20 protein-coding genes are annotated in these 17,754 nt (G+C 28.5%); 14 read left to right on the top strand and 6 right to left on the bottom strand.

Annotation, left to right across the window (positions count from 1 at the left end):
* Nucleotides 1-64 precede the first annotated feature (64 nt).
* A complete protein-coding gene (locus Q0958_RS06655; protein WP_299121347.1) occupies nt 65-961 on the bottom strand; it encodes a helix-turn-helix domain-containing protein in 897 nt (298 codons plus the stop codon).
* 52 nt (nt 962-1,013) lie between these two features.
* Nucleotides 1,014-1,841, bottom strand: a complete 828-nt coding sequence (locus Q0958_RS06650; RefSeq protein ID WP_299121345.1) for an SDR family oxidoreductase — start codon at nt 1,839-1,841, stop codon at nt 1,014-1,016.
* 415 nt (nt 1,842-2,256) lie between these two features.
* On the opposite strand from Q0958_RS06650, the gene Q0958_RS06645 reads away from it, so the two are divergent.
* Nucleotides 2,257-2,448 carry a cold-shock protein gene (locus Q0958_RS06645; RefSeq protein WP_299121343.1) on the top strand — a complete coding sequence of 64 codons (192 nt, stop codon included), beginning with the start codon at nt 2,257-2,259 and terminating at the stop codon, nt 2,446-2,448.
* A 175-nt stretch (nt 2,449-2,623) separates the two neighbouring features.
* Here Q0958_RS06645 and Q0958_RS06640 read toward each other — a convergent pair whose 3' ends face one another.
* A complete protein-coding gene (locus Q0958_RS06640) occupies nt 2,624-3,028 on the bottom strand; it encodes a MerC domain-containing protein (RefSeq protein WP_299121340.1) in 405 nt (134 codons plus the stop codon).
* Between the two features lie 543 nt (nt 3,029-3,571).
* Between Q0958_RS06640 and Q0958_RS06635 the strand changes: the two genes are divergently transcribed.
* Nucleotides 3,572-4,456 carry a helix-turn-helix domain-containing protein gene (locus Q0958_RS06635; RefSeq protein WP_299121337.1) on the top strand — a complete coding sequence of 295 codons (885 nt, stop codon included), beginning with the start codon at nt 3,572-3,574 and terminating at the stop codon, nt 4,454-4,456.
* Between the two features lie 89 nt (nt 4,457-4,545).
* On the top strand, nt 4,546-5,046 hold the full coding sequence (locus tag Q0958_RS06630) for a hypothetical protein (protein WP_299121333.1): 501 nt from the start codon (nt 4,546-4,548) through the stop codon (nt 5,044-5,046).
* A gap of 52 nt (nt 5,047-5,098) precedes the next feature.
* On the opposite strand, the gene Q0958_RS06625 is transcribed toward Q0958_RS06630, so the two are convergent.
* Together Q0958_RS06625 and Q0958_RS06620 are read right to left on the bottom strand one after the other, a co-directional pair.
* The gene (locus Q0958_RS06625; protein WP_299121330.1) at nt 5,099-5,800 is read right to left on the bottom strand and encodes a response regulator transcription factor; all 702 of its coding nucleotides are present in this window, start codon (nt 5,798-5,800) and stop codon (nt 5,099-5,101) included.
* Nucleotides 5,797-6,801, bottom strand: a complete 1,005-nt coding sequence (locus Q0958_RS06620; protein ID WP_299121328.1) for a histidine kinase — start codon at nt 6,799-6,801, stop codon at nt 5,797-5,799. Before Q0958_RS06620 ends, Q0958_RS06625 begins: the two co-directional genes overlap by 4 nt.
* 192 nt (nt 6,802-6,993) lie before the next feature.
* On the opposite strand from Q0958_RS06620, the gene Q0958_RS06615 reads away from it, so the two are divergent.
* The 3 genes from Q0958_RS06615 to Q0958_RS06605 all read left to right on the top strand — a co-directional run bounded on the left by Q0958_RS06615 (nt 6,994) and on the right by Q0958_RS06605 (nt 9,589).
* Nucleotides 6,994-7,908: a hypothetical protein gene (locus Q0958_RS06615; RefSeq protein WP_299121325.1), complete on the top strand. Its 915-nt coding sequence runs from the start codon at nt 6,994-6,996 to the stop codon at nt 7,906-7,908.
* Nucleotides 7,909-7,941: 33 nt separating this feature from the next.
* On the top strand, nt 7,942-9,111 hold the full coding sequence (locus tag Q0958_RS06610) for a serine hydrolase domain-containing protein (RefSeq protein ID WP_299121323.1): 1,170 nt from the start codon (nt 7,942-7,944) through the stop codon (nt 9,109-9,111).
* Between the two features lie 106 nt (nt 9,112-9,217).
* Nucleotides 9,218-9,589, top strand: a complete 372-nt coding sequence (locus tag Q0958_RS06605; protein WP_299121320.1) for a VOC family protein — start codon at nt 9,218-9,220, stop codon at nt 9,587-9,589.
* A gap of 330 nt (nt 9,590-9,919) precedes the next feature.
* On the opposite strand, the gene Q0958_RS06600 is transcribed toward Q0958_RS06605, so the two are convergent.
* Nucleotides 9,920-11,008, bottom strand: a complete 1,089-nt coding sequence (locus Q0958_RS06600; protein WP_299121317.1) for a glycosyl hydrolase 53 family protein — start codon at nt 11,006-11,008, stop codon at nt 9,920-9,922.
* 184 nt (nt 11,009-11,192) lie between these two features.
* Here Q0958_RS06600 and Q0958_RS06595 point away from each other — a divergent pair, with 184 nt between their 5' ends.
* From Q0958_RS06595 to Q0958_RS06560, 8 genes are all read left to right on the top strand, one after another.
* Nucleotides 11,193-11,792: a DUF6642 family protein gene (locus Q0958_RS06595; protein ID WP_299121315.1), complete on the top strand. Its 600-nt coding sequence runs from the start codon at nt 11,193-11,195 to the stop codon at nt 11,790-11,792.
* A gap of 64 nt (nt 11,793-11,856) precedes the next feature.
* Complete coding sequence (locus Q0958_RS06590) at nt 11,857-12,858, top strand: metal-dependent hydrolase (RefSeq protein WP_299121312.1); 1,002 nt, start codon at nt 11,857-11,859, stop codon at nt 12,856-12,858.
* Between the two features lie 102 nt (nt 12,859-12,960).
* Nucleotides 12,961-13,455, top strand: a complete 495-nt coding sequence (locus tag Q0958_RS06585) for a MarR family transcriptional regulator (RefSeq protein WP_299121310.1) — start codon at nt 12,961-12,963, stop codon at nt 13,453-13,455.
* A 1-nt stretch (nt 13,456) separates the two neighbouring features.
* Nucleotides 13,457-13,780, top strand: a complete 324-nt coding sequence (locus Q0958_RS06580) for a cupin domain-containing protein (RefSeq protein ID WP_299121306.1) — start codon at nt 13,457-13,459, stop codon at nt 13,778-13,780.
* Between the two features lie 383 nt (nt 13,781-14,163).
* Nucleotides 14,164-14,802 (top strand): hypothetical protein, encoded by a 639-nt coding sequence (locus Q0958_RS06575; RefSeq protein ID WP_299121303.1) that lies wholly within the window; start codon nt 14,164-14,166, stop codon nt 14,800-14,802.
* Between the two features lie 27 nt (nt 14,803-14,829).
* On the top strand, nt 14,830-15,849 hold the full coding sequence (locus Q0958_RS06570) for a histidine kinase (protein ID WP_299121301.1): 1,020 nt from the start codon (nt 14,830-14,832) through the stop codon (nt 15,847-15,849).
* Nucleotides 15,846-16,607, top strand: coding sequence for a LytTR family DNA-binding domain-containing protein (locus Q0958_RS06565; protein ID WP_299121298.1), 762 nt, complete (start codon nt 15,846-15,848; stop codon nt 16,605-16,607). The genes Q0958_RS06570 and Q0958_RS06565 overlap by 4 nt, the downstream gene beginning before the upstream one ends.
* Nucleotides 16,608-16,719: 112 nt before the next feature.
* Nucleotides 16,720-17,484: a sterol desaturase family protein gene (locus Q0958_RS06560; RefSeq protein WP_299121295.1), complete on the top strand. Its 765-nt coding sequence runs from the start codon at nt 16,720-16,722 to the stop codon at nt 17,482-17,484.
* Nucleotides 17,485-17,754 lie beyond the last annotated feature (270 nt).

Genomic DNA, 17,754 nt, shown 5'->3' with positions numbered 1-17,754 from the left:
ACTTTTTGGTATAAATAAAAAAATCCACTTAAAAAAGTGGATTTTCTACAATTCTATTAATTCTCTAGTTAAGAGTATGTCTATATTCTTTGGGTGACTTTCCCGTTTGTTTTTTAAATAATTTACTAAAATGTTGAGGATATTCAAATCCTAAATCATATGCTATTTGACTAATACTTTCAGAAGTTCCTATAAGTTTGTCTTTCGCTTTTTCAACAATAAAAAGAGTTATATGTTCTTTTGCACTTTTTCCTGTTTCTGTTTTCAAGGTATCACTTAAATAACGTTGCGAAACATTCAACCTTAAAGCTATATCTTCAATGTTAGGAATACCACTTAACTGATTTTCATTATAAAAACACCTGAGTTCAACTTTAAATTTATCTAATAAAATACTTGAAACTTCTTTTCTATTTAAAAACTGACGTTTATAAAACCTATCTGAGTATTTCAACAATGTTTCTAGTTGAGAAACAATAATATCCTTGCTAAACTCATCATGATTATTGTGGTACTCAGCTTCAATAGTTTCAAAAACCGACTGTATTAACTTCTCTTCTTTGGGAGATACATGTAAAGCTTCGTTTGTTGAATATGAAAAATATCCATAATCATTGATTTTTTTTGATAATTCTGTACCTCTTATAAAATCTTCATGAAAAGTAATTATAAACCCATTTTGCTCCATTTCAGTAGTTTCATCCCATTCCATTATTTGCCTTGGAGCCATAAAAACCATAGCTCCATTAGAAAAGTCATATTTTGTTCGGCCATAGTTTAAACTTCCTGAAATTATTCTCTTAAATGAAATGGAATAACAATTATTCATCATAGGAGAGGAGCTCTTTCGTAATGACTTTATAAAACTTTCATTTATTGAAACTACACTTAATAATGGATGCTCTGATTTAGGAGCATTTATATATTCTAAGTAGCTTGAGATACTTTTAAAATGTAACATAACTCTTCACCTTAAAATGCTTTTGACAAAAGATAAGTAAAAACTTTTATTCTTAATTTAATAATCCAAATTGATTTGATACCATTTCGAAAAATGCTTTATCATCCATCGATTTACGTGCTGCCATGAATTGTTCTGCATCTGGACCTGCTAAATACCTTAGTTGTTCTTTATTGTCGGTTACCGCATTATATACAATTTCAGCAATGCTATCAGAAGTACTAAGATGTCCCATATATTCTTGAACTGCTGCCATATATTTCTCTAATCCTTCTTTATAATCGTTAATTTCCTTATTACCAGTTAACGATATATTATTGATAAACTCTGTATTGACACCTCCTGGTTCAACCAATTTCACATCAATCCCTAACGATTTTAATTCATATTGAATAGAACCTGTAAAGCCTTCTACAGCGTGTTTTGTTGCATGATATAAACCTTGATACGGTAATGTAAATAAACCTACAATGGATGAAACATTAAGAATAAGTCCATTTTTATTGGCGCGCATATGAGGTAAAATAGCTTTGGTTGTTCTAATTACTCCAAATACATTTACATCAAAAATACGTTGCATTAAAGCCTCGTCTGAAGCTTCAGCAATCCCCATCATACCAAAACCAGCATTGTTAATTAAAACGTCTATTTTACCAAAGGTTGCCAAACCTTTTTCTATAGCTGAATCAATAGTATTTTGTTTAGTAACATCTAACTCTGTAACTAATACATTATCAAATTTATTTAATTCAGTTTCTTTTTCTGGAGTTCTCATGGTCGCAATCACATTCCAACCTTTTGATTGAAAAATCTTTACTGCTGATTTACCTATTCCTGTTGAACTTCCTGTTATTAATACTGTTTTATTTGTTGAATTCATTGTTTTAAAAATTAAGATTAAATCTTAAAACAAAATTCTGAACAACAAAGAACTAAAACGTATACTTTTTTACATGAGTTGTATACTTTTTTACTTCATTTTTTTCTATTTATTCTAAATCATTTAGATTAGAAAAGATCAAGATTTTATTATGTTTCTATTTTTTTAATAAAAAAGAACATTATTAATAAATAATAGACTACATTTGTACCGTTCAAGTTGAACACCTCTTTAATTTTAGAGTAGTATTTTAGTATTTAGTTTTTTTGAGTTTATTCTCTTCTTTCCTTTTATATCACCATTACTTTATTTTTTCAGTGTTTAGAAAGCATAGTGCTTAGTTGTTGTTATAAACTACTATCACAAGGTTTCTTCTTAAACAAAATAATATTTAACAATTTAAAATTTAGTAAAGATGCAAGAAGGTACAGTAAAATTTTTTAACGACTCAAAAGGATTTGGATTTATTACATCATCAGAATCAGGTGAAGATATTTTCGTTCACAATTCAGGTTTAATTGATGATATAAGAGAAAATGATAAAGTTCAATATCATACAGAGCAAGGCAGAAAAGGTCTTAACGCTGTAAATGTGGAAGTTATTTAATAGCTTTATAATTTTATACATAAAAAGGACCGTTATTTCTAACGGTCCTTTTTTATTAGATCAAATATTAATTCTTTTTTATTTTTTCATCATCTGATTTTTCAAAAGCATCCGGACGTAAAGAAGTTTCTACATTTGATGAAAATGATTATCACCAACAATTTCTATCTGTTCTTTATTCATGATTAACGGCGTATTTATCTGATTTACACTGACAGTATTTTAAATTGTAAACATGCAATACTATCAATATAGAAGCTGGTATATGTACAGCATATTCTGGAATAGAAATCCAGTTTAATTTTTCATTAAGAATAACAACAAGCAATAAAATCCATGTTACCCAAAAAGCTGGTTTTATGTACTTATTTGTTGTTGTTTCTGCTGAACGATAAATAGCCAAAAATGAAACAGCTAAGAAAACATAATCTATACTTTTCCACCAAGTAGGAGCATTTTCACAACCTCCAGTTGCACAAGTTTGGACTATAAATAAAAAAGGAGTGGCAATACAGTGTATCATACACAAACCACTTGCAAATGCACCAAAAGTATCTGGTTTAGCTAAAGTTATTTTCATTATTTGTTTTTATAATTTAACGCAACTTAGTTGCAAATATATGCATCTTTTTCATTTTAATGCAACAAAGATGCGTTAAGTTGATTTGTTATTTTTTCTAATAGATATAAAACAGGGTAGGAGAAAAGAATAAAACAAATAGATAAAGACTAATCAATATGGTTAATAAACTCTAAATCAGTAGCAGATGTGTAATTTTAATTAATCGAAACTTTTAGACATTTCATCGACACTTTTTGTCCTTTTAACTAATAAGTAATATCATATTTTAGCAATTTTTGTAAGTAAAAATTTTAAAACCTGAATTTTTATACCTATATTGCAACTGGTAATCAATAGATTACCTAGCAATTGTATAGGTCGGGGGACTTATTTTTGCTAAGAAAGAACTCTACTTGTAGGGTTCTTTTTTTGTTATTTTAATAAACTAAATAAATTCAGTTTGCTTGAAGAGCTAAACTAAAAACATAATTTTTGAATTATTACCAATCAAATAAATATTAATAATTATGTTTTGTATCTTAGTTTTCAAATAATAACAATATGACTTTTAACACTATTGAAGAGTTATTGAAAGAAATGAATATTTCTAAGTTTCAAAAACATCAAAACTTTCATATTCTTAAGTTTAAAGATCATTTAGACGAAATTCCAATGAAAACTGATTTTCGTAAATGTGATTTTTTTCAAATTGTTATAACGAAAAATCATAATGTTGATGTAATTGTTGATGATGTATCTTTTTCAGCTATGGAAGATAGCATTACTTTTATGGCTCCACATCAAACATTATCTACTAATGTAAAAAGCGTTGAAGATTTAGGCTTGGGGTATATGCTAGTTTTCAGTTCTAATTTTTTGCGTTTGGGTATTTCTGAATTTGATTTAATCCAAAAATTCCCTTTTTTTAACGTCAACTATTCACCTGTTTATTTTTTAAAAGAGAATACTGCTGATTTTTTTCATTTAATGGAAAAAATTTATAAACTCTTCCAAGAGTTTAGTTCTGAAAATCTTGAAATTATCCGATCGTATTTAACAATTTTACTTTACGAAGGTCGAAAATCGTTTTTTAATGGTGAAATCCAAAACACTGTTGTATCTCGACATAATGAAGTAGCTTTTGCATTTGAAAACCAAATTAAAGAAACAGTTAACAAAAGAAAACCTATAGAATATTATGCCAATAAACTAAATATCAGTAGTGTTTATTTATCTGAATGCGTTAAAAAAGCCACAGGTAAAACTGCTAAACAGATTATTACAGAATATGTTCTTCTTCAAGCCAGTTCTATGCTATTACAATCGACAAAAACCATAGATGAAATTGCATATACTGTTGGATATACTAACACTTCTAATTTTGGTATATTTTTTAAAAAACATATTGGAATATCTCCTTCAACTTATAGAAAAAACCATAAATAACATAGTTTTTAATAATCATTACATAGTTTTTAATATCAATACTCATGTATTACGACTGTAAATTTGCAAATGATTATTAAAATTAAATTATGTCTGAAATAACAAATACAAAATCAAGAAAAGATTTTTTTTGGTTAATGCTTACTTTTATCTCATTAACAGCATTAGGTGCAGTAGAGCTTTTTGAACAAATAACATATGTTATTAATTGGCTTGTAGGTGATCCAGTTGTAAATGCTGATAGTTTTAGAAAATTTCATCATGCTGTAGATGCTGGTGTTTTTCATTTCCCTGTTTCAACTACTGTGCTTGTTGGTTTTATCATGTTGATTAGGAAAAAATCTAGTTTTATGAAAAATGCTGTTGAAAAGAATGCTATTTGGATAGCCTTTATTACTTTTTTAATAACCTATGCTATTTCTGTATATATTATCACAGGAATTAATGTTCCTGTTTTTAATGAAAATAGTGTTCCTTCAGAGTTAATTCCTGGTAAACTAAAACTATGGGGGATTTTAAATGTGTTTAGATTTGTTTTACCTGCTTACGGAATCTATAAACTATCTACACTACTTAAATTGAAAAATTAACCTTGAAAATTAATTTTAAAAGTCTGTATATAAATTACAGACTTTTATTGTTTTAGCTCTTGTTTTCTGCTAGAAGTTTTATTTTTTCAAAAACCATAACCTTATAGGTAGCACTTACAGGTATTTTTTTGTCTTCAATTACTAAATCTGTACGCGTTGCTTTAGAAACTCTATCTAAATTGGCAATATAAGACTTATGCGTTCGCTGAAAATTGTCTGGTATTAGAGTAGCAATGTTAATTAAAGTTTCTGTGATAAGATACATTCTGGCATCGGTAAATATTTTTAAATAATTTCCAAAACTCTGAATGTATTGAATTGATTTGAATGATATATTAAGAGGCATTCCATCGTGTTTGATTTGTAATTCTTCACTCTCTTTTTCTTTTTTAGGTTCAATTAATTTTGATGAAGAAACTTTATTAATCGCTTTTAAAAAACGGGCTAATTTTATAGGTTTTAATAAATAATCAACTACGCCATAATTATAACTTTCTAAAGCGTATTCTGAGTAAGCTGTTGTTAAAATAACCTTTGGTGGATTAATCAAGGAACGTAAAATTTCCATACCATTTAACTCAGGCATTTCAATATCTAGAAAAATTAAATCTACAGTATTTTGCTGTATAAAATTGACAAATTCAATTGGATTCCCAGTACTTAACACTAGTTCAAAATTGTTAATTTTTGAACAGTACTCTTCCAAAACCTTACGTGCTAAAATTTCGTCATCTATGATTCCTATTTTAATCATTTATCTCTTTTTCTTTTAGTTAAATCAATTGTTAAACTAGTACAGAATTCATTTTTTTTATGTTCTATTTCTAATTCATAAGCATTAGAATATAATAAATTTAAACGTCTCTTCACATTTTCAAGTCCAATTCCATTTCTCTTAGATTCCTTTACTATGGCTGGGATGGAATTTACAACAGTAAAATAAAATGTACTATTTTTTATAGAAGCTGTTACATCAATACTACTTGGCTCATTTGTAGCTTGTGCGCCGTGCTTAATAGCATTTTCAACAAAAGGTATTAAAAGCATTGGAGCTAATTCAAAACCAGATAAATCGCCTCCAATTAAGAGTTCTATAGTACAACGTTTACTTAATCTTTTTTCTTCTAGCAATAAATAATTTTCTACAAACTCAAGTTCTTCTTTTAGTAGCACTGTATCTTTTTTAGCACTTTCTAATTGATATCTCATCAATTCAGAGAGCTGCATTACAACATCAGGAGTTTCTAGAGATTGCTGCCTAGAAAGGGCATAAATACTATTTAATGAATTGAATAAAAAATGGGGATTTACTTGTTCTTTCAAATAATTTAATTCCATTTCTTTTTGCAATTTTTCTTTTTCCGCATTTTCTTTTTGAACTATCATATTTCTTCTTAAAAAGAAAGCTGCCATCCCTGTTCCTGTAGTATATAAAAAAAAGAAAAAAATTTTAGATACAATAGCCCAATCTTTTCCGTAAGTTTTTATGTAAGACACCAAAAATATACTTCCCATGAGCAGTGTTATGAATAAGAAATATCGTTTTTTATCTAACAAAAAAGGAATAAGAATGAAATGATTTATCCATATCAAAGTCATAATAATAACTGTATATTCTAATTCCCATAAGTAAAAAGATAGATCAGATTCAAATTGATCTCTGGTTAACCATCCACTCATTACTTCAAGTAATAGCACCAATAAAAAAGCACCTATATTAATGAACAGTATATTTTTCCAAGACTTTTTTTTCATGAATACTTTTTATTAAAAAAAATAAAGATACTATCTATCACTACAAGTTTCATAATTTCTTTACAAAAGCGATATATCAATGATGAAATGGTTTTATCATTTAATCTTGCCCTTTATCCTATAAAAATAAATTGACAGTTTTCATCCACTACTTTTATCGAAGAGTTTTCAATAATCATTAACAAAATAAGTATGAAAAACTACCCAATTTTATTGTCAACACTTGTATTGACACTCTTTTATATCTCTTGTGATACTAAAAAACCTAGTTCTATTCAAAATGTTACAGCTACAATAGAAACTCCCTATAAAGGACTAAAGACACCTGATAAAGTAGCTGAGTTGTTTCCTGCAAATTTTCATTCATCAAGAGATAGAGAATTAAAAGGAAGCTTTTCTCCCGATATGAAAGAGTTTTCTTTTACTACTTCTCATTATTCACCTTTTTTACCTAGCGTTATTGTATTTAAAAAAGAAGAAAACAAGTATAACTCTTGGAAAAAATATGATTTCCATACAATGGATAGTGGTCATGATAACATTTTATATGCTAAAACCAAATATATAGAACGTACTGATACTGGCTGGTCAAAAATTAAAAGTCTTGGCTCTATGATTGAAAAAGATAACTGGGGAATAATGCGTTTAACAGCATCTGCAAAAGGCACTTATGTTTTTGATGATTATAAAAATAATGATGTCATTCGTATATCAACCATTAAAAATGGAAAGCGTGAAGAACCGAAGCTATTAGGTAAAAATATCAATACTGGTAAATGGACAGCTCATCCTTTTATAGCAGCTGATGAATCTTTTTTAATGTGGGATTCTGAAAGAGAAGAAGGTTATGGTGGTTCAGACATTTATATCAGTTTTAAACAAAAAAATGGTTCTTGGGGAACAGCTATTAATTTAGGAAATAAGGTAAACACTGCTATTGATGAAAATACTGCAAGGCTAACTAAAGACAAAAAATATTTATGCTTTTGGAGAGCCATTGAAAAACAAAAAGAAGATGGAACTACTTATTGGATATCTAGTAAACACTGGGTGGATTTCATTCAACTTAAAAAAGAGCTAATGAGACTTGATAATTCCAATCAATAAAATATTATTAAACTTTTATAAAAATTCAATATTATGAAAAACAACCTACTAATTTTACTATGTTTTATACTAACACATAGCGGCTTTTCTCAACAAATACATAGTTCGGCAGCCGAAGCAACAGAAACTGAAAAAAAACTTACATTTTGGGATATTCCAGACATTAAAAAAGCTTTTATCGATACTTCTCCTGATAAAAGAGATGATGGCATTTTGGTTGGTAAATTGACAAATAAGAATGGAGAAGACAAAATTGTTAAATTAGCAAAAGATATTGCAAAAGGAAAACACGGTAAATATGATGGCTTACTCATATCTCATAAAAATAAATTGGTTTTTGAATCTTATTACAAAAAGGGACGTATTAATCTTGCACATGGTCAAGCTTCTGCAACTAAGGGGCATACAAGTTTAATATTAGGGCGCGCAATACAAATGGGGTATTTATCTATGAATGATTTAAATAAACCTCTTGTACATTTTTTAAAGGATTTAGACCCAACAAAATTTGTGAAAGGAGCAGAAAAAATTACTCTTCATAAAGCTTTAACTATGCATGGTGGACTTACAATTGATCGTGATAAGTGGAAAGAAATTGAAAAAGATACTGCATTATTAAAAGGTCAAGGTTTAGTTCAAACACTTCTTAAGCATAGCAAACCAATTACAAAAGCTACTCAAACCTATTTATATGGTAATTTTAATCCTAGATTAGTTATGCAGGTTATTGATGCTGTGGTACCTGGTACAGCACAAGATTTCATCAAAAGAGAACTTCTAGATAAATTGGGAATTACTAATTATAATTGGAAAAACGAAGTTAGCGGTTTACCAGAATCTGGATGGAAGGTAAAAATAACCTCTCGTGATATGCTTAAGTTAGGAAAATTAGTACTTGATAAAGGAAAATGGAATGGAGAACAACTTATCCCTGTAGCATATCTTAAAAAAGCTACCAGTGGAATAGTAAAGCCTACTGAAGATTGGATGCCAAAAACTTATCGTTATGGGTATTTCTGGTATCAAACACCTATTGTAGTCGGTAACAAAAGTTATAATGCTTCTTTTGCCTGGGGAGGCGGTGGACAACGTATTATTGTAGTAGAAAAACTTGATTTAGTTATTGTTATTACTGGACATGATAGAGATGATAAAATAATGACTCCAATTTCTGAAATCGTTATACCTGCATTTATTCAATAAATTAAAAGACTATAAAATTAAACTAATCAACTCATATTAAGCAGAAAAAGTGTAATTTCATAGAACTTTTTTGTACAGAAAATTAATACTATAAAAACAGAATTATATGAAATTAGGAGCTTTTTCAATAAGTCTTAGCGTAAAAGACATAAAGGAATCTAAGAAATTTTATGAAACATTAGGTTTTAGTGTTTTAGGAGGAGATATAGATAAACATTATTTAATAATGAAAAATGATAAGGCACTTATAGGGTTATTCCAAGGAATGTTTAAAGGTAATATTTTAACATTTAACCCTGGATGGGATGAAAATGGGAAAAATATTGATGAATTTGATGATGTTCGTAAAATTCAACAACATTTAAAAACTAATGGAATCAGTTTAACAAATGAAGCAGATGATACAACAGAAGGTCCTGCTAGTTTTACATTAAATGATCCAGATGGTAATATCATATTGATAGACCAACATCGTTAGAAAAAGTAAAATGATGATGATTCTTTTTTTAATATCAGTTTAATTCAAAACGAACAGAAAAAATACAGCTTACTGATCTTAAAGTTTTTAAGAAAAAAGCTTTGTATGATGTAGTAAATATGTAGTGTGCCTTGTAGTGGTTTTGTAGTTCTACAAATAAGAAAAGGAGGGAAGTCTGTATTTATATTTGTTTCGCTGTTGAGTATTTAGCTGATGGGAACAGCTAAATTAATAGATAGTTTTATGGTTAAAAGCACCCTACTTGGGTGCTTTTTTATTGATAAATATAAAGTTATACAGAATTAAAGTTTTATTAAATTCGAAGCAATTTTAAAACTCTTCTAAAACAGGCAAAGCTTTGTTACTAAAGTCAAATAAAGCTTGATTCTCCCATGTAGATGCTTCAGTAGCTTGAGTTCCTTTCCAGGCAATTAATTCAGCTCCCCAATAACAAAAACCTATTCCATTTTTAACTTCATTCGTAAGTTTTTTAACTTTTCGTATAAATAACTGTTGTCCCTCTGGTGATGCAGGATAATCAGGTAAAATCAAGTGGTTATCTAAACCTACAATATTATTGGTCCAATCATTCCAACCTAGTGTAAAAGGATACGCTGTTTCAGCTATGAGTATTTTTTTATCATGCTCATTAGTTAACTGATTCATTGTTGATGCCAACTTATCCAAAGATTTCCCATGCCAAATAGGGTAGTACGAAAGCCCAATTATATCATAATCAAGTGTTTTTACTTGATTATAAAACCATACAGCATTTTCTATACCTGCAAAATGTATTATAATTTTAGTGCTCTTAGAGTGGTCTCTAACAGCTTTAATCCCTGAACTCATTAGTGCATTAAACTGATTATAATTATCAGTTATATGTCCCATTGGATGCAAAAATCCAGTATTAATTTCATTACCAATTTGAATGTATTCTGACTGTAAATTTTCTACTATTTGTTTAGTATAATCATAAACTTTGTCTTTCATTTCAGAAAAATTGAGTCCAATCCAATCCGCTGGTATTTTTTGCTGGCTAGGGTCTGCCCAAGTATCTGAATAATGAAGTGTTAACCATATTTTAAAACCTTTAGTTTTTAACTCTTTAGAAAACTTTTGAACTTCATCAAAACCCGAATGTACATTCGAAGGATTTACCCATAGTCGTAACCGAATAGTATTAATACCATTTTGTTTCAGGATATCTAAAAAATCACTCGAATTTCCGTTTGAGTCATAAAATTTTGTATTTGAACTTGATATTTCAGGAAACCTAGAAATGTCTACTGCAGAGATAAACTCTTGTACATCATTTTCATTCTCAGGATTTATAGTATTGCTCTTACTACAAGAAGTAAAAACTAAAACAATTACAAATAGAATCCTTAATCCATTTAAAAAATCAACTTTGTTCATTATTAAAATATTGGAAAACGAATATAATTAAAAAGAGTCTATTTTTTAATTGAATACATTAAGTAACAGGAGGGAAGTATTGTTTAATTTACCAACATTCTCTTAACTTTTTACGTTCAATTTAGAGTTAAATAATAGAAAGAGTTGTAGTATTTTTGTCTTTCATTTTTATAAATCCAGAAACTTGTTAAAAAACATAGAGCATTTACCCCAAGAAAATTTAAGAGAAACAGACTATTTTATATTCTGTTTAGAAGCTGTTGATGATGTTGAAATGAATGAGGATACGCTTACTCAAAAGAAATTAGAGGAGTTAACTATGCAATATGGAATCGCTAGTATTTATCAAACATGCGATTCTATTGAAGGCTTAGAAGCAAGTTTAAATACTTTGGTTTTAGATGATCACAACTTTAAAAACTATGAAATCATCTACTTTGTTATAACAGGCGAAGCCAATAGTATTTGTTTGAATGATTATTACTATAGTTTACAAGAAATTGCAGAGATTTTTGAAGGTCGATTAAATGATAAACTTTTGCATTTTTCTAATGCAAAAGTACTTGATTTAGATGAAGATGAAGCACAGTATTTTTTAGATATTACAGGAGCAAAAGGTATTTCTGGGTACGGTAATCAATTTAATGGAATAGCTAGTTCAGATCTCGATAAAGTGTTTTTTAACCTGTTTAAAAAAGACGATGACATGTTAAATGCAGTAGAAGAGCTCTACAAAAAGCATTATAAACTTTGTAAACTTCTCGATTTTAGGTTGTATTATTAAATTACTAAAGCCTATTTAATTCACACATTATAATTGTATTATTGTTAAAGAAAAGTAGTTAAAATTGGATTCACTTACCCAAATTGTATTAGGAGCAGCAGTTGGCGAAGCTGTTTTAGGAAAAAAAATTGGCAACAAAGCTTTACTTTATGGAGCTATTGGAGGTACTATTCCTGATCTTGATGTATTTCTAGGTTCTTTTACAGATACCATTACTGCTATAGAATTACACCGTGGTTTTAGTCATTCTATTCTATTTTCTATCATTATGGCACCACTTTTGGGCTGGCTAGTCAATAAATTAGAAAAAAAGAAAAACCTTGGTTGGCAACCTTGGGCCAAGCTATTTTTTTGGAGTTTGATTACACATCCATTGTTAGATGCTTTTACTACATGGGGCACACAGATATTTTGGCCGTTGGATATCAAAGTAGCTTTCAATTCTATTTTTGTTATAGATCCCTTATATACTTTACCATTTCTCTTTTGTTGTATCGCGGTTCTTTTTTATAAACCTGAATCAAAACGCAGGGCACGAATTAATAAGTTTGGTCTTATAATATCGACAAGCTATCTTTTTATCGCCTTGATTTTAAAGCTAATCGTTTATAATAAAGTAGAAAACGAATTAAAAAATCAAGGTATAGAATATACTACCATTAGTACACGTCCAGCAGCTTTGAATACTATTTTATGGAATATTAATATCGATACAAAAGACAATTATCTTATTACCGATTATTCTTTTTTTGATACTCAACCCTTAAAATTCACAAAATATCCTAAGCATCGTGAAAAATCTGATGTATTGACTAAATACACTAATGTACAACGACTTATAGATATTTCAGAAGGTTGGTATATTATAGAACAAAAAGATAACCAATGGTATTTTAACGATTTGCGTTTTGGATTAATCCCCAAAAAAGATGGTACTTCATTTTTTACTTTTTCTTATCTTTTAAAAGAAGAGGAGGGCAATATCCAAGCAACAGAACTTCCTAAAACTGGTCGTGATGCCAAATTCTTAATGAAAACACTTTGGCAAAGAATTAAAGGGAATTAATTACTTTTTTAATAATATACTAGATTGATTATTTAAAACTCAATCCAAAACGTAACCAGTTACATTTATTTTGATATATTTGCGTAACCAGTTACATATAAAATGGAAAAAGATTTTTTAACAACATTAGATTATTCAGGAATTATAGCTAGAGTAAAGAGATTTAGTGATAGCATAATTTATGATGTAAGGAAAATATATGACAATTCTGAATTTGATATTGAACCTAATTGGCATTTATATTTTTTACTCTTAGAAAAAGAGCATCGCTTAACAGTAACTGAAATAGCAGACAAGCTAAAGTTCTCACATCCAGCAGTTATAAAAGTAATAAAGAAAATGGAGGAGAAGGGCTATGTGTTAATTTCAACAGATAAAAAAGATTCGAGAAGGAAACTTATTGAGCTATCTCAAAAAAGTAAAGAAATGTTTCCTGCTTTTAAACTTCAATGGAAAAAGATTAAAGATATAGTCAATGAAATTGTTGATGAAAATTTTTTATTACAATTTTCTCAAATAGAAAAAAATTTAGATGAAAGGAATTTTTTCGAGCGTTTCAATGATGACAAAAAACTTAAAAACAACAAAATACAATAATATGTTACCTGAAATAATAAATAGACATCCTAGTGCAATAATTCCTTTAGAAGGAGTTACTTCAAAACTGATTCAAGCTGGAGATCAACAATTTATTTTTATGGAATTTGAAAATGATGCTGAAGTTCCAACTCACTCTCACAATGCACAATGGGGAATTGTTTTAGATGGAGAAATGGAATTAACCATAGATGGAAAACCTAGATTATTAAAAAAAGGCGATAGCTATTTTATCGAAAAAGATGTTTTGCATTCTGCTAAAATTAAAGCTGGCTATAAAGACTTAACTTTATTCGATCAAGCTGATAGATATAAAACTCTTTAATATTATATCAAATTCACTAATTTTAAACATCTTGTTTAGAATTTATAAAATGAGATAAAAAACATTAAAATCTGTTACTTTTTATGACCTTTCTGAGAATCGCGTATTTTAAAATTTCTGTATCATAGTACTGAATACTCAATTCTCAGAGAGGTCAAAATTTGAGTGTTTTTTTCTAAATTTTCGTCAATAAGTTTCTATAGAAGTTTTTTTACTAATCACTAAAACTTGTAACATAAAAAAGATAGGAGTGAAGCCTCATTGAAATATTTCAATATAAATCAAAGTCATTTCACATATCATTTTAGACGTTTCACTTTAAAAATTAAATTATGCTTCAACTACTAAAATACATTTGTCTCATAATTATTAAAAAAATAAAAATGAAAGCAATAAAAAATATCTTAATAGTTACATTATTAATAGCCAGTTCAATAACATTTGCTCAAGACAAAAAACTTAGTGAAAAACAAAAAGAGCAAGCAAAAGAAAAACTAGCACAGTATTTTGAAAAACTGAACTTATCTGAAAGTCAAAAAACATCTTATGAAACTATTGCTAAAAAATATGGCGAGCAGTTAAAATTTGTAAAAGAATCTGGTCTTTCTAAACAAGAAAAAATAAAAGAAGTACAGCGTATTCAGTCTGAAAAAGATTCAGAATTAAAAGAATTATTGTCTGAAGAACAATATTTAGTGTATCAAGATTTCAAGATAGACCAACGTAAATCATTAATTGAAAATTTTTCGGGTGAGTTTTCAGAATATATCAATCGATTAAATCTAACAGAAGATCAAAAGCCACAATATATCGAAATCTCAAAAAGGTATGGTAATCAATTAAAGGACTTAAAAAATAGTAGCAAATCTCGTTTTAGTAAATACAGAGCATATAAATCTATTCAAAAAGGTAAAAACAAGGAAATGAAGTCTTTATTGTCATCTAAACAATATAAAGTATATTTAGAGATACAAAAAGAAATTCAAAAGAAGATGAAGGAAAAACGAAAAGAAAAAAAATAATAACTCTCTAATTATAAAAGGCTTGCAATGCAAGCCTTTCTATCTATGAATAACAACAAACTCATACTTATAGTAGCTATTAGCTTTTCATTACTAGTAAATATTCCACGTCTAGTATTTTTATTCGGTAGTGCAGATGGTAGTGGTCTTTGGGAAGTATCTACAAAAGATACCTTGCTTCGTATTATATCCTTATTTGGATTTTGTTTTTTTATTCTAAAACTTAACATAGACTGGAGTATTCAATGGTTTCAAAAGAACACTTTTTTGAAAGCTGTCCTTTTAAGTTTTGCAATTCTTGTTGTTTGGATTTTCATATTTAGAATTTTCGATGTTGTTATCAATGGAAATAATTCAACAACATTAAACCCTCGTTTTAATAGTTTTGTTTACTTCTTTGTAATGCTGATGCTTATAGTTATTAGCAGGACTATAACACTTAATAATCAAGCGAAAATTGACGCTGTAGAAAAAGAGCAACTCAAGCAACAGAGCTTACAAAATGAATTGGCTGCCTTAAAAAATCAAGTTAATCCTCATTTTCTATTTAACTCTTTAAATTCATTGAGTTTGTTAGTTAGAGAGGACCAAAATTCAGCAGGGAAATTTATAAAGAAACTCTCTTTTTTATATCGCTATATTCTTCAAAGTAAAGACCAGGACTTAGTTAGCTTAAAAGAAGAATTAAAGTTTTTAGATAGTTATCTTTATTTGATTAAACAACGCTATCGAGAAAATTTTAAAGCCATTATCAACATTGATGATGCCTTACTTCAGAAGAAAATTCCGTCATTAGCATTGCAATTATTGGTTGAAAACTCAGTAAAACACAATGAAATTTCTGTAAACAAACCTTTAACGGTTACTATTTATAGTCAAGATCATTTTTTAATTGTAAAGAATAAATTGCAAAAACGAACAGGCAATGTAGAAAGCACCAACACCGGATTAAGCAATCTAAATACCAGATTTAAGCTACTTTTAAATAAGGAAATAAGTATTGAAAACAACAGTGATTATTTCATAGTAAAATTACCAATAATATGAACGTACTCATTATAGAAGACGAACAAGCAGCAGCAGAAAATTTAAAATATCTTTTAAAGGAAATTGATCCTTTAATTACTGTGGAAACTGTTATAGACACTGTGGTTGATGCTGTAGATTTTTTTAATAAAGAGCATTCAATAGCCTTAGCTTTTTTCGATATTCATTTAGCCGATGGTATATCCTTTGAAATATTTGAAAAAGTCCAAGTTAATGTTCCTATCATCTTTACAACGGCTTTTGACGAATATGCTATTAAAGCTTTCAAGGTTAATAGTGTAGATTACCTATTAAAACCAATTGACGAAGAGGAGTTAAAAGATGCTATTGATAAATACAAATCCACAAGACAAGCTTCGCCAATTAATGAGCAATTTCAGCAAATGTTGCAGCTAATAAAATCTGAAAAGAAGTCGTATAAAAACACTTATTTGGTTCAACAACGAGATACCTTAATCCCTTTAAATGTAAACGATGTGGCTTATTTTACTATTGATGATAGTATTGTAAAAGCGGTTGTTAAAGACAATAAAAGTTTTATAATCGATAAAAAACTTGAAGACATTGAAACAGAATTAAATCCAGCGCTATTTTTTAGAGCTAATAGACAGTTTATAGTCAATAGAAACGCTATCGAAAATCTTCAGCTCTATTTTAATGGAAAATTGATTTTAAATGTCAATCCAAAACCACAGGAACAAATAGTTGTTAGCAAGGCTAAAGCGCCACAATTAAAAAATTGGATGCACCATCAATAGTTAAAATAACATTAAGGTCGTTTCACTTTCTATTTTAGCAGCTTCACTTTCATTTTTTAAATAAACACTCTTTCCCTCAATACTTTTGAACCATAATTAACACACAAATATTATGGAAACAACATACGCAAAAGTATTCTTCTTGATTTTTATAGGTTTAATATTCGCTGAGATTATTTGGTCTTTAATTACTAAAAAGGGAAGTTATAGCACAAAAGATTCTCTTTCTAATTTGGCAATTATCATTATTGGTAGATTCATAAAACCAATTTCATTGGCTTGGGGATTATTTTTATTTGAAGCTGTTGAGTCTTTCAAATTATTTACAATTCCAGTTAATATTTACACATTTCTTATAACTTTTATGGTGGTAGAAATGGTCTATTACTGGTACCATAGATGGAGTCATGAAATTCCATTTTTATGGTCAATCCATCATACACATCATTCAAGTATGTGGTTTAATTTAACCGCAGCGGGTCGTTTAAATTGGGTAGGTAAGTTTACGAGTATCCTGTTTTATGTGCCGTTGGTTATTTTAGGTTTTAATCCCACCCTAATATCATTATCATTAGCCATCAGTTTATTGTATCAATTTTTATTACACACGGAAGCCATAGGAAAATTAGGACTGCTAGAAGGAAAGTTTTTCAATACACCCTCTGCTCATAGAGTACACCATGGTTCTAACGAAAAATACTTAGATAAAAACTATGGTGGAATGCTTATTTTTTGGGACAGAGTTTTTGGGACTTATGTTCCCGAAACAGAAAAAGTAACCTATGGTGTTACTACTGGATTTATGGGACACAATCCGTTTGTCATTGTGTTTAAACCTATGGTAGACTATTTTAAAGGGCTATTTAAAAAGCAATAATTATCAAACCAATAAATTATAGTAAAATGAGTAGGAGAGTGGGGATATATTTTTATTAGATTATGGAATAATTATCAAATACAAAAGAGACAGTTAAAATACTGTTTCTTTTGTATTTTATATCTATTTGTTATCATCTTAGAATTAACAGTCTCTTGTTTAGAAGAAAAAAATATTTCTTTGGCTTTAAATCAAAGAATAAACTTTGCTTATTCTTTGTATTATAATGTTCTGCGTTATGTAACTTGAGCTTTGGCTAAAAGCGAAAGT

Origin of the sequence: uncultured Tenacibaculum sp., assembly GCF_947499065.1 — a bacterium.
In the GTDB taxonomy this organism is placed as follows: domain Bacteria; phylum Bacteroidota; class Bacteroidia; order Flavobacteriales; family Flavobacteriaceae; genus Polaribacter.
The sequence above is the reverse complement of the archived record's forward strand: the minus strand, read 5'-3'. Positions and strand labels throughout refer to the sequence as shown.

Coding starts and splice junctions, on each gene's coding strand:
- Q0958_RS06600 (WP_299121317.1), bottom strand. CDS start 11,008: ATGAACAAAGTTGATTTTTTAAATGGATTAAGGATTCTATTTGTAATT.
- Q0958_RS06645 (WP_299121343.1), top strand. CDS start 2,257: ATGCAAGAAGGTACAGTAAAATTTTTTAACGACTCAAAAGGATTTGGA.
- Q0958_RS06605 (WP_299121320.1), top strand. CDS start 9,218: ATGAAATTAGGAGCTTTTTCAATAAGTCTTAGCGTAAAAGACATAAAG.
- Q0958_RS06565 (WP_299121298.1), top strand. CDS start 15,846: ATGAACGTACTCATTATAGAAGACGAACAAGCAGCAGCAGAAAATTTA.
- Q0958_RS06610 (WP_299121323.1), top strand. CDS start 7,942: ATGAAAAACAACCTACTAATTTTACTATGTTTTATACTAACACATAGC.
- Q0958_RS06580 (WP_299121306.1), top strand. CDS start 13,457: ATGTTACCTGAAATAATAAATAGACATCCTAGTGCAATAATTCCTTTA.
- Q0958_RS06615 (WP_299121325.1), top strand. CDS start 6,994: ATGAAAAACTACCCAATTTTATTGTCAACACTTGTATTGACACTCTTT.
- Q0958_RS06635 (WP_299121337.1), top strand. CDS start 3,572: ATGACTTTTAACACTATTGAAGAGTTATTGAAAGAAATGAATATTTCT.
- Q0958_RS06570 (WP_299121301.1), top strand. CDS start 14,830: ATGCAAGCCTTTCTATCTATGAATAACAACAAACTCATACTTATAGTA.
- Q0958_RS06630 (WP_299121333.1), top strand. CDS start 4,546: ATGTCTGAAATAACAAATACAAAATCAAGAAAAGATTTTTTTTGGTTA.
- Q0958_RS06640 (WP_299121340.1), bottom strand. CDS start 3,028: ATGAAAATAACTTTAGCTAAACCAGATACTTTTGGTGCATTTGCAAGT.
- Q0958_RS06560 (WP_299121295.1), top strand. CDS start 16,720: ATGGAAACAACATACGCAAAAGTATTCTTCTTGATTTTTATAGGTTTA.
- Q0958_RS06625 (WP_299121330.1), bottom strand. CDS start 5,800: ATGATTAAAATAGGAATCATAGATGACGAAATTTTAGCACGTAAGGTT.
- Q0958_RS06655 (WP_299121347.1), bottom strand. CDS start 961: ATGTTACATTTTAAAAGTATCTCAAGCTACTTAGAATATATAAATGCT.
- Q0958_RS06585 (WP_299121310.1), top strand. CDS start 12,961: ATGGAAAAAGATTTTTTAACAACATTAGATTATTCAGGAATTATAGCT.
- Q0958_RS06575 (WP_299121303.1), top strand. CDS start 14,164: ATGAAAGCAATAAAAAATATCTTAATAGTTACATTATTAATAGCCAGT.
- Q0958_RS06620 (WP_299121328.1), bottom strand. CDS start 6,801: ATGAAAAAAAAGTCTTGGAAAAATATACTGTTCATTAATATAGGTGCT.
- Q0958_RS06650 (WP_299121345.1), bottom strand. CDS start 1,841: ATGAATTCAACAAATAAAACAGTATTAATAACAGGAAGTTCAACAGGA.